Below are 11037 nucleotides of genomic sequence, written 5' to 3' on the forward strand. Positions count from 1 at the left end.
TCCCGTCAGTTTGCGCGTGGATGCGCGGGTCAAGCCCGCGCATGACGAAAAGGGAGCCACCCGGACCCGACCGTCACCGGACCCACAAGCCAAGGCCTCCCTTTTCCGTCATGGCCGGACTTGATCCGGCCATCCACGCGCGACCTTACTCCTGGAGGAAGCCCGGCTCTACCTTACTCCAGCCCCTCGAACAGGGCGGTCGACAGGTAGCGCTCGGCGAAGGACGGGATGATCACGACGATCAGCTTGCCCTCGTTCTCCGGCCGCTGGCCGACCTCGATCGCCGCCGCCAGCGCGGCGCCCGACGAGATGCCGACCGCCAGGCCCTCGACACGGGCCGCCTTGCGGGCGGTCTCGAAGGCGCGCTGGTTGGAGATGCGCAGCACCTCGTCGATCAGGTCCTTCTTCAGGATGTCGGGCACGAAGCCGGCGCCGATGCCCTGGATCTTGTGCGGGCCGGGCAGGCCGCCCGACAGGACCGGGCTGTCCTCCGGCTCGACCGCGATGATCTTGAAGTCGGGCTTGCGCTGCTTGATCACTTCGCCGACGCCGGTCAGCGTGCCGCCGGTGCCGACGCCGCTGATCAGGATGTCGGCCTTGCCGGCGGTGTCGCGCCAGATCTCCTCGGCCGTGGTGGTGCGGTGGATCGCCGGGTTGGCCGAGTTCTTGAACTGCTGGGTGATGAAGGCGTCTGGAGTGGATTCCACCAGCTCCTCCGCCTTGCGGATGGCGCCCTTCATGCCTTCCGACGCGGGCGTCAGCTCCAGCTCGGCGCCCAGCAGCTTCAGCATCTTGCGGCGCTCGACCGACATGCTCTCCGGCATGGTCAGGATCAGCCGGTAGCCCTTGGCCGCGGCGACGAAGGCCAGCGCGATGCCGGTATTGCCTGAGGTCGGCTCGACCAGGGTGGTCTTGCCCGGCTCGATCTTGCCCTCGGCCTCGGCCGCCTCGATCATCGCCAGCCCGATGCGGTCCTTGACGCTGGACAGCGGGTTGAAGAACTCGAGCTTGCCGACGATGTCGGCCTTGACCCCGTACTCCGAAGCCAGCCGCCGGACGCGGACCAGCGGCGTCGCCCCGATCGTATCCAGGATGCTGTCGTAGATCCTGCCCCGGAATTCAGGTCCGTGTTCTGGAGCCGCCATGGTATTCCACCCTTCGCAACTGTTAAATCTTGGAAATCACAGATAATCCAATCTAATACCTCGAACCCCGATTTTAAATGCTGAAATCGATCTTGGCGTGGGTTTCGCTCTCGATGCCGGCCTGGTTGGCGCGCAGGCACAGGTCCTCGATCGTGATGTCGTCGAGCTGCGTCATGCAGTCGTCCTGGAGCTGCAGCCAGATCGGCCGCACGACTTTCAGGCCGAGGATCGACCCGGTCGGCTCCTCCACGGGATCGGTCGCGGTTTCCATGGCGCGGACCACCCGGACGATCTCGCCGATGCTGATACGCCGCCGCTCCCGGGCCAGCCGATAGCCGCCGCGCGGACCCCGCACACCCGCCAGTACCCCGGCGCGGACGAGTTGCTGGAGCACCTGTTCCAGGTAGCGCTTCGGGATTCCCTGGCGGCGCGTGATCTCGCCGCTCTGCACCGGCTCGCTGCCGGCATTGTAGGCGATGTCGAGGACCGCCTCGATCGCGAACATCAGCTTCTTCGAGATGCGCAGCATCAGTCTTGTCCTTTTTCGTCCGCGCCGGCCCTGTCCGTCCCGGTAGACCCGAAACCGCCGGCGCCGCGGGCGCTTTCCTCCAGGGTCTCGGCAAGGCTCCAGGCGACCCGGGCGTAGGGGGCGACCACCAGCTGGGCAACGCGCATGCCGCGCTCCACGGTGAAGGGCCGTTCCCCGTGATTGATCAGGATGACGCCAACCTCGCCGCGGTAATCCGCGTCGATGGTGCCGGGGCTGTTCAGCACGGTGATCCCGTGGCACAGCGCCAGGCCCGACCGCGGGCGGACCTGCGCCTCGTAGCCGGCCGGCAGTGCCAGCGCGAAACCGGTCGGGATCAGCGCCCGGGCGCCCGGCTCCAGGACCACGGGACCGGCGACGGCCGCCGCCAGGTCCATGCCGGCGGAATGCTCCGTCGCATAGGTAGGCAGGTCCAGGCCGGCACTGTTGGGAAGGCGCGTCACGGCCACCGCCAAGGCGGCCGGTGCATCGGGTTCGGCATCAGGGATCATGCGCTGTAGATAGCGCAGATATCACACAATGTAACAGGTAAATCGCCCCCCGCGGCGAAAAAATCCGCCGTCCCGTGGCGCCTACTCCGCCCCGGTGCCCACCAGATGGTCCGCGATGGCGGCGGCGAGGCGCTGGGCAACCTCCTCCTTGGACAGCGGCGGCCAGTCCTCCAGGGTATCCCCGCGCAGCAGGTGGACCGTGTTGCTGGTCCCGCCGAAGGTCCCGCTGGATGGGGAGACGTCGTTGGCGACGATCCAGTCGCAGCCCTTGCGCGCCAGCTTGGCCCGCGCGTGCGCGACCACCTTCTCGGTCTCCGCGGCGAACCCGACGACCAGACCCGGCCGCATCCGGCCCGGGCGGGACAGGGTGGCCAGGATGTCCGGGTTCTCGGCCAGTTCCAGCGCCGGCAGGTGGCCGCCGTCCTTCTTCAGCTTCTGGCTCGACATGGCGCGGACCCGCCAGTCCGCGACCGCCGCGGCGCAGACCGCGACGTCCACCGGCAGCGCGTCCTGGCAGGCGGCCAGCATGTCGCGGGCGCTCTCCACATGGACCATGGCGACGCCGTCGGGGTCCGGCTCCCGCGTCGGCCCGCTGACCAGCGTGACCGAGGCGCCCAGCCGCGCCAGGGCCGCCGCGATGGCGTGCCCCTGCTTGCCGGACGATCGGTTGGCGATGTAGCGGACGGGGTCGATCGGCTCGTAGGTCGGCCCGCTGGTCACCAGCGCCCGCCAGCCCCTCAGCGGCCCCGGAGCCTCCTCCCTGGGCGCCGCGGCGCGCCCGAAGAAGGCGGCGATGGCGCCCAGGATCTCCATCGGCTCGCTCATCCGGCCGCTGCCGGTCTCGCCGCAGGCCATGTCGCCGACGCCCGGCCCGATCCGCAGGATGCCGCGCGATTCCAGGGTCGCCATGTTGGCCTGGGTCGCCGGGTGCGACCACATCATGATGTTCATGGCCGGGGCCACCATCACCGGCTTGTCGGTCGCCAGCAGGGCGGTGGTCGCCAGGTCGTCGGTGATGCCGGCCGCCATCTTGGCCAGGATGTTGGCGCTGGCCGGAGCCACCACGACCAGGTCGGCCTCCCGCGACAGCCGGATGTGCCCCATCTCCGCCTCGTCGGTCAGCGACCACAGGTCCATGTAGACCTTCTCCTCGGACAGGGCCGCCACCGACAGCGGCGTCACGAACTTCGACCCGCCCTCGGTCAGCACGCACCGCACCCGCGCCCCGCGCTCCTTCAGCCGCCGGATCAGGTCCAGGCACTTGTACGCCGCGATCCCGCCCGAGATGATCAGCAGGATGCGCTTGCCGTCGAGGATGCGGTGTTCGGGGAAAGGTGTATCGGCCATCGGTGCGGTCCTGGAGGTCTGTCCCTGGGGACGGATTCAAGTCATCCACAGATGAACGCAGATGGACGCAGATATCTAAGCCTTATCTGCGTCCATCTGCGTTCATCTGTGGACAATAATCTTGTGTAACCCTCACGATTCGGCATCGTGAGTGACGACTGGCCCGGGCCAAGCGAGTATCTTCCTGTCCGCGGTCAGCAGAATCGCCTTTTCGTGGAGAGCGGTCGCCACGACTATGCGGTCGGCGGGATCGGGATGAAAATCGGCAAGGTCCGCTGCGTTCACGCCGATATCCCCCGTGACAGGGATTTCGACAAGCCCGATCGACAGTGCCATTCTTCGCCAAGCCGCGGCATCGACCGCGCCGGATAGCTTTCGCCGCCGTACCAGCATGGCGACTTCCCAAAAAGAGATTGCCGACACTTTGAGGCCGTTCGCCGAAAAGCTTTCCGCCGTCAGTTCGAGTGCTTTCTTTCCCATCCTTGGAATGCCTTCGAACAGCCAGACCAGGACATGGGTATCCAGCAGGAGTTGCGTCAAAGAAGGATGCCCTGCTCAGCATTCCATTCGATATCCAAAGGCTGTTCGAGGTCTTCCTCGGTCAGGGGCAATTGGCCCTTCAGGCAACCGAACAGCTGACCTGGCGGAATGCGTCGAGGCCCGGGTCCGGGGGAAGCATATCTTGCCAGGAAGGAGCCGGCTTGGTCATAGACCTCAACCTCTACCCCGGATTCGCGGGCGATTTCCTGAAACAGCCTGGTCAGGGTCGGCCGGGATTCGATCGCGGTCCCGTCGGTCTCGCCGACATCTGGAAGCTTGACAGTGATCGCCATGCTGGTTTTCCCAGTTCAAAGATCCGGCCCGAGCAGGAATGATACAATACCGCTCAGCCGGAAACCACCACCGCCGACGCCGCTTGCGGACGAAGCCGTCCAGCAGGATCTCGATCGTCACGCGATCATTCCCGCCTCCCGGCGTCCATCAAGGCTGACGGCCGCGCTCCACCCGCATCATATCGTCGATGGCATCCCGAATTGCGTCCGCCTGATCGTCAAGCGATGTAACGATCGGGCCGATACGCTCCACGGGAATGGACGAGATATCGAGAGGCGACAGGTAGACCTCCTTATCCTCGATCGTGACTAAGGGGTGAAGTTTTCTGTCCTTAAGTGTCTTGCCGGCTGTAAACGTGACAAGCGGGATGACGACGCGGGTATCTCCCTTGTTGAAGGCCTTCGATTGCACGATCACGAGATAAGGATACCCGGATCGGCCCTTGCCCCGATTCCGGCAAACGTCGAACCGGCGCATGATGGCGCTTAAAACCTCGGATCGTCTTCATCGAGGAGCGAGCCGTGCGTGGCGCGATGCTCATTCAGGACGGCCATGTCGGAATCGATATCCTGCTGTCGCCGACGCGCCGCTTCCAGCGCAACGGCGCGCGCAACCCCGGCCTCCGCCTCGGCCGAGATGTTGATGCCGTAATCACGGGCCCTGGCAAGAAGATCCTCGTTCAAGCTGAGGTTGGTTGCCCGCTTCCGAGCGGTTACATCGTAAGTCCGCGAGAGTGCGCCCATGTCATCCCCCCTTCACATGCGCATATCATGTCGGGGATCATGCGCATGTGAAGATCGCCGTGTCCCTCCGTCATGGCCCCGTCGCCGCGAAGCCCGTCAGGTCAGTACCGCCAGTGCCGCCAGCGCCACGGCCATCGTCACGGTCCACAGGGTCCAGATCGTCCGCCGCCGCTTGCGGACGAAGCCGTCCAGCAGGATCTCGATCGTCGCGGGGTGAAGCGGCAGCCCGTGCTCGTTCATCATCCGGGTCGCCCGCTCGGCCTCGCGCATCACGCGGGGCAGGGTGCGCAGCGCGTTCAGCACCGATTCCAGCTCGTCGACCACGCGCGACTCGGGACCGCGGTTCTCGCGCATCCAGTCCTCGATCAGCGGACGGGCGAGCTCCCACATGTTGATGTCGGGGTTGAGCGCCCGGCCCACCCCCTCCGCGGTCAGCATGCTCTTCTGGAGCAGCAGCAGCTGCGGCTGGGTCTCCATCTCGAACTGCTCGGTGACCGCCAGCAGCTGGGCCAGCAGCCGCCCGATCGAGATCTCGTGCAGCGGCTTGTTCAGCAGCGGCTCGCCGATGGCGCGGCAGGCCTGGGTGAAGGTTTCGATGTTCTGGTGCGCCGGGACGTAGCCGGCCTGGAAATGCACCTCGGCGACCCGGCGGTAGTCGCCGTTCAGGAAGCCCAGCAGCATGTCGGCCAGATAGTACCGCGTGGCGCGGTCCAGCCGGCCCATGATGCCGAAGTCGACCGGCGCGATATGGCCGTCCTCGTTGACGAACAGGTTGCCCGGATGCAGGTCGGCGTGGAAGAAGCCGTCGCGGAACACCTGGTTGAAGAAGGACGACGACGCCTGGGCCAGCACGTCGTCGGGGTCGAACCCCGCCGCCCGGATCTTGTCGACCTCGTCCACCTTGATGCCGCGGATGCGTTCCAGGGTCAGCACGCGCTGGCTGGTCCGGTCCCAGTCCACCCGGGGCACGTTGAAGGCGGTGTCGCCGCGGAAATTGTCGGCCAGCTCCGACGCGGCCGAGGCCTCCATCCGAAGGTCCATCTCCATCTTCACCGTGTCGGCGAAGATCTGCACGACCTCGCCCGGCCGCAGCCGCTTGAACCGGGGCTGGATCCACAGGGCCAGCTCGGACAGCCAGCGGAACAGGTCCAGGTCCTGCCGGAAAGCCAGCTCGATCCCCGGCCGCAGCACCTTGACCGCGACCTCCCGGGAGCGCCGGTCGTCGGCGTCCAGGTCGTGCTCGCCGTCGCGGTCCCGGCGGGTCGCGACCACCGCGAAATGGACCTGGGCGATCGAGGCCGCGGCGACCGGCTTCTCGTCGAAGCTCTCGTAGATCTCCTCCAGCGGGCGTCCCAACTCCGCCTCGATGATCCGGCGGGCCTCCGACGTGGGGAAGGGCGGCAGCTTGTCCTGAAGCTCGGCCAGGTCGGCGGCGATCGCCTCGCCGACCAGGTCCGACCGGGTGGACAGGATCTGGCCGAGCTTGATGAAGCTGGGTCCGAGGTCGCGGAGCGCCGCGGCGATCCGCTGGCCCGGCCGCCCGGGAACGCCCTTGGCGGAGAACAGGCGGGCGAATCCCGCGATTCCCGGCGCCACGTCGCGCAGTTCGTGCGGGAACAGGGCGTCGTGACGGCCCAGCGTGCGCATGATCACGACGAGGCGGGCAAGATTGCGGATCGTGCGGATCATGACAGGTTTCTAACTTGGGGGAGGGTCAGAGCCGCCAGCCCGAATGGATCGCGGCGACGCCGCCGGTCAGGTTGCGGTAGCGCACCTGGCCGAACCCGGCCGACTCGATCCGGCCGACCAGGCTTTGCTGGTCCGGGAACTGCCGGATGCTTTCCACGAGATACTGGTACGCCTCGCGGTCGCCGGCCACCATCTGGCCCAGGCGCGGCAGCACGGTGAAGGAATACCGGTCATAGATCTCGCGCAGCACCGGCAGCACGACCCGGCTGAATTCCAGGCAGAAGAAGCGTCCGCCCGGCCGCAGCACGCGCCGCGCCTCGGCCAGCGCCGCGTCGATCCGCGTCACGTTGCGCAAGCCGAAGGCGATGGTATAGACGTCCACCGACCGGCTCTTCAGCGGCAGCGTCTCGGCGTCCCCGACGATCCACTCCACCCCGGACAGCACGCCCCGGTCCACCGCCCGGTCGCGCCCGACCAGGATCATCTTTTCATTGATGTCGCAGACGAAGGCCTGGGCCGGCCCGCCCGCCGCCTCCAGGAAGCGGAACGAGATGTCGCCGGTGCCGCCGGCCACGTCCAGCAGGGTCATCCCCGGCTGCGGCCGGATCAGCTCGATCAGGTCCGATTTCCACAGACGGTGGATGCCGCCCGACATCAGGTCGTTCATCAGGTCGTAGTTGCCGGCGACGCTGTCGAACACCTGGCGCACCATCGGCGCCTTGGTGCGGGGATCGACCTCGCGGAAACCGAACCAGCGCGCCTCCGGCGCCTCTCCCTCGGGGGAGGGGCGGTCGGACGGGTGGACGGACGGACCGCGCGGCGGGGCGCCGGGAGCGGAAGCGGGGTCTTGGGAGGGATCTTCGGCCATGGCCAGCAACATAGCGGCTCGGCGGTGCCCTTGCCAGTTGCCACGGCGGACTTTCCGCGCGGATCGCCGAACGGACCGCCGAACAAAACGGGATGCGGCGCTTTTTGTCGCGCTCCGGACCGGCTATGGTCGGTCCCATGCCAGAACTGCCCGAAGTCGAAACGGTCTGCCGCGGGCTCGCGCTCAAGATGGAGGGGCGCGTGCTCGCGACGGTGGAGCAGCGCCGCCCCAACCTCCGCATCCCGTTCCCCGAGCGCATGGTCGAGCGGCTGACCGGCCGGCGGGTCGTCACGATCCGGCGGCGCGCCAAGTACATCCTGATCCACCTGGACGACGGCCAGGTGCTGATCGTCCATCTCGGCATGTCCGGCCGCATGACCATCGGCCGCGACCTGGGGCCGCCGCTGCCCCACGACCACGTCCTGCTGACCACCGACGACGGCTCCGAGGTGCGCTTCAACGACGCGCGCCGATTCGGCCTGATGGCCCTGACGGGGGAGGACGAACTGGACCGCCACCCCCTGCTGGCCTCCCTGGGGCCGGAGCCGCTGGGCAACGGCTTCGACGCTGAGACGCTGTCCGACGCGCTGCGATCGAAGATCACGCCGATCAAGGCGGCGCTGCTCGACCAGACCGTGGTCGCCGGCCTGGGCAACATCTATGTGTGCGAGGCGCTGTTCCGGTCCGGCATCAGCCCCAGGCGGATCGCCGCCACGGTGGCCGGCCGCCGGGCCGAGCGGCTGGTGCCCGCCATCCGCGAGGTCCTGGCCGAGGCGATCGAGGCGGGCGGCTCGACGCTCCGCGACTATGTCCAGTCCTCCGGCGAGCTGGGCTATTTCCAGCACCGGTTCGCGGTCTACGACCGCGAGGGGCGGGCCTGCCCCGGCTGCACCTGCGACGTCGAACGCACCGGCGGGGTGCAGCGGATCGTGCAGGCCAACCGATCGACTTTCTATTGTCCGCGACGCCAGCGCTGATGTATCGCTTAGGCCCATGCCGCGCCTTCCGGTCCTTCCCTTCGCGGTCCTCGCCGCCGTCCTGTTCCAGGCCCAGCCCTTCGGCTCGCCCGGCGGGGCGGGGCTTTGCGGTCCGGCCGGGGCGAACGCCGCGGATGCCTTCGTGGACGGGATCGACGACCTGCCCCTGATGCCCGGCCTCGTCACGGTCGCCGACCAGGCCCTCGTGTTCGACAAGCCGGGCGGCCGGATCGTGCAGGCGGTCGCCACGGGCACCCTGGACGCCTCCGCCATCCGGAGCTTCTATGCCGAAACGGCCCCCCAGCTCGGCTGGGCCGCGGCGGGGGAGGGGCGATTCCTGCGGGACGGCGAGCTCCTGCGCATAGAACTGGTCGAGGAGCCGGCCGCCTCTGGCCGGGGGGGCCCGGTGACCGTCCGCTTCATGCTGATACCGCAATAGCCGGCCCCCATCCGGTCGACACCCGGGCCAGGCAACATCTGGGAGTAGAGACATGCCTTACGAGAACATCCTGGTCGAGACCCGCGGCCATGTCGGGCTCATCACGCTGAACCGGCCGAAGGCGCTCAACGCCCTGTCCGACGCCCTGGTGACCGAGCTGGCCGCCGCCGTGGACGCTTTCGAGGCCGACGACGAGATCGGTTGCATCGTCCTGACCGGCAGCGACCGGGCCTTCGCCGCCGGCGCCGACATCAAGGAGATGGCCGGACGGGACTACATGGACGTCTATCTCTCCGACTTCATCACCCGCAAATGGGGCCGGGTCGCCACCGCCCGCAAGCCGGTGATCGCGGCGGTCGCCGGCTACGCGCTGGGCGGCGGCTGCGAGCTGGCGATGATGTGCGACTTCATCCTGGCGGCCGACACCGCCAAGTTCGGCCAGCCGGAGATCACCATCGGCACCATCCCCGGCGCCGGCGGCACCCAGCGCCTGACCCGATTCGTCGGCAAGTCCAAGGCGATGGAGATGGTCCTGACCGGCCGCACCATCGACGCCGCCGAGGCCGAGCGCTGCGGCCTGGTCAGCCGGATCGTGCCGGCGGCCGACCTGGTGGACGAGGCCATGAAGGTCGCGGCCCGGATCGCCTCGCTGTCGCGTCCCGTCGTGATGATGGCGAAGGAATCGGTCAACCGCTCCTACGAGACGACCCTGGAGGAGGGGATCCGGTTCGAGCGCCGCCTGTTCCATTCCACCTTCGCGACCGAGGACCAGAAGGAAGGGATGGCCGCCTTCGCCGAGAAGCGCGAAGCCAACTTCAAGAACCGCTGAAGTCCCGCCAAGGGGAGGGCCGGGGCGGGAGAAAAGCGACTCTCCCGCCTTGACTCTCCAAGGCGACGCCCCCTATAAAGCGCGCTCGCATTCGGCACAGGTGTGTCCGCAGAAGGTTTAGTTATGGCCAATCACAAGTCCGCAGAAAAACGTATCCGCCAGACCGAGCGGCGCACCGCCGTGAATCGCGCGCGGGTCAGCCGCATCCGTACCTTCGTCAAGAAGGTCGAGACCGCCATCGCGACCGGCGACAAGTCCGCCGCCGCCGATGCCTTCAAGGAAGCCCAGCCCGAGCTGATGCGCGGCGTCTCCAAGGGCGTGCTGCATCGCAACACGGTCTCGCGCAAGCTGTCGCGGCTGTCCTCCCGCATCAAGGCTCTCTGAGCCTCCTCGCGGCGGGATCAAGCCGCGCCGCTGTCCGGCGCGGCTTTTTTGTTCCTCGGCTCAATTTCTTCCGCAACTCTTTGGCACCACGAGGTTGCTGAAGCTATAGCTGCGTGCGCGTGGCGTATTCGGAAGAATAAGTCGTTAGAGAACGAAATTAGCTTTTTCGGCCGTTCCCTGTTCGATCCCGTTGTCAGCCAGACGACACCCTATTAACATTTGTTGACGGACTGGCCGACAACCCCCGGAGCCTCGCGGAGCCAAGTAATGGCCCGATGTTCCGGCGGGCGGAACGCACGCCAGAGACGGGAATTGGGCGGCTGACGGAAGAACGCCAAGGGAGCTCCTTCCCCGGCGCCCGGTTACACGAAAAAATGAAATCGACGATCGGCAAGCGACTCGACTTTGCCGACAGGGAGCGGTCTTGCCCACTTTCATGGTGTCGACGCTGTGCTTCGAGTCTCCCGGAGCGGTCGGAGCGCCCGGGCCGGGGGGGCGTGCCGCGACGGGACGTGACAGTATGGCGCGTGACGGAGCGCCGGCTGAAAAGTTGATGGCAGGTGCCGGGCTGGTTTCGGCATATTTCCCGCACCCGTGGGATCCCGTCCGGGATCCTGTCGCCCGCTCTCGCGGCGATGCCGCCGGCGGTGCGGCGAGGTCCCGGGAATCGGGACAGGAATCCGGGTATGGGGCCGGCCACCGCTTCGCGGGGCCGATGGAACGCGGTATCAGGAGCTGATGGGC

Annotated in this window: 14 protein-coding genes; 4 read left to right on the forward strand and 10 right to left on the reverse strand. The window is 67.4% G+C overall.

Annotated elements, in window-relative coordinates; all coding sequences use genetic code 11:
- Positions 1-173: 173 nt before the first annotated feature.
- The 10 genes from cysK to ubiE form a co-directional block, all read right to left on the reverse strand.
- On the reverse strand, positions 174-1145 hold the full coding sequence (gene cysK / locus JL100_RS29730) for a cysteine synthase A (RefSeq protein ID WP_202680964.1): 972 nt from the start codon (positions 1143-1145) through the stop codon (positions 174-176).
- Positions 1146-1218: 73 nt separating this feature from the next.
- Positions 1219-1674 carry an RrF2 family transcriptional regulator gene (locus JL100_RS29735; protein WP_158047904.1) on the reverse strand — a complete coding sequence of 152 codons (456 nt, stop codon included), beginning with the start codon at positions 1672-1674 and terminating at the stop codon, positions 1219-1221.
- Entirely contained in the window at positions 1674-2183 is a 510-nt protein-coding gene (gene dut, locus JL100_RS29740) for a dUTP diphosphatase (protein ID WP_202680965.1), read from the reverse strand. Before dut ends, JL100_RS29735 begins: the two co-directional genes overlap by 1 nt.
- An 81-nt stretch (positions 2184-2264) precedes the next feature.
- Positions 2265-3530, reverse strand: coding sequence for a bifunctional phosphopantothenoylcysteine decarboxylase/phosphopantothenate--cysteine ligase CoaBC (gene coaBC, locus JL100_RS29745; RefSeq protein ID WP_202680966.1), 1266 nt, complete (start codon positions 3528-3530; stop codon positions 2265-2267).
- A 132-nt stretch (positions 3531-3662) separates the two neighbouring features.
- A complete protein-coding gene (locus JL100_RS29750; RefSeq protein WP_202680967.1) occupies positions 3663-4070 on the reverse strand; it encodes a type II toxin-antitoxin system VapC family toxin in 408 nt (135 codons plus the stop codon).
- Positions 4067-4363, reverse strand: coding sequence for a hypothetical protein (locus tag JL100_RS29755; protein WP_202680968.1), 297 nt, complete (start codon positions 4361-4363; stop codon positions 4067-4069). The genes JL100_RS29750 and JL100_RS29755 overlap by 4 nt, the downstream gene beginning before the upstream one ends.
- 148 nt (positions 4364-4511) lie before the next feature.
- The gene (locus JL100_RS29760) at positions 4512-4841 is read right to left on the reverse strand and encodes a CcdB family protein (RefSeq protein ID WP_202680969.1); all 330 of its coding nucleotides are present in this window, start codon (positions 4839-4841) and stop codon (positions 4512-4514) included.
- Positions 4842-4849: 8 nt separating this feature from the next.
- On the reverse strand, positions 4850-5107 hold the full coding sequence (locus tag JL100_RS29765) for a type II toxin-antitoxin system CcdA family antitoxin (RefSeq protein WP_202680970.1): 258 nt from the start codon (positions 5105-5107) through the stop codon (positions 4850-4852).
- 96 nt (positions 5108-5203) lie between these two features.
- The gene (gene ubiB / locus JL100_RS29770) at positions 5204-6796 is read right to left on the reverse strand and encodes a 2-polyprenylphenol 6-hydroxylase (RefSeq protein ID WP_202680971.1); all 1593 of its coding nucleotides are present in this window, start codon (positions 6794-6796) and stop codon (positions 5204-5206) included.
- Positions 6797-6821: 25 nt separating this feature from the next.
- Positions 6822-7664, reverse strand: a complete 843-nt coding sequence (ubiE, locus tag JL100_RS29775; protein WP_202680972.1) for a bifunctional demethylmenaquinone methyltransferase/2-methoxy-6-polyprenyl-1,4-benzoquinol methylase UbiE — start codon at positions 7662-7664, stop codon at positions 6822-6824.
- Between the two features lie 137 nt (positions 7665-7801).
- On the opposite strand from ubiE, the gene mutM reads away from it, so the two are divergent.
- The 4 genes from mutM to rpsT all read left to right on the forward strand — a co-directional run bounded on the left by mutM (position 7802) and on the right by rpsT (position 10293).
- A complete protein-coding gene (mutM, locus tag JL100_RS29780) occupies positions 7802-8641 on the forward strand; it encodes a bifunctional DNA-formamidopyrimidine glycosylase/DNA-(apurinic or apyrimidinic site) lyase (protein WP_202680973.1) in 840 nt (279 codons plus the stop codon).
- 16 nt (positions 8642-8657) lie between these two features.
- A complete protein-coding gene (locus JL100_RS29785) occupies positions 8658-9080 on the forward strand; it encodes a hypothetical protein (RefSeq protein ID WP_202680974.1) in 423 nt (140 codons plus the stop codon).
- A 52-nt stretch (positions 9081-9132) separates the two neighbouring features.
- Positions 9133-9909 carry an enoyl-CoA hydratase gene (locus JL100_RS29790; RefSeq protein WP_202680975.1) on the forward strand — a complete coding sequence of 259 codons (777 nt, stop codon included), beginning with the start codon at positions 9133-9135 and terminating at the stop codon, positions 9907-9909.
- A 123-nt stretch (positions 9910-10032) separates the two neighbouring features.
- A complete protein-coding gene (gene rpsT, locus JL100_RS29795; RefSeq protein WP_202680976.1) occupies positions 10033-10293 on the forward strand; it encodes a 30S ribosomal protein S20 in 261 nt (86 codons plus the stop codon).
- Positions 10294-11037: the final 744 nt, after the last annotated feature.

The organism is Skermanella mucosa (assembly GCF_016765655.2).
Taxonomy (GTDB): domain Bacteria; phylum Pseudomonadota; class Alphaproteobacteria; order Azospirillales; family Azospirillaceae; genus Skermanella; species Skermanella mucosa.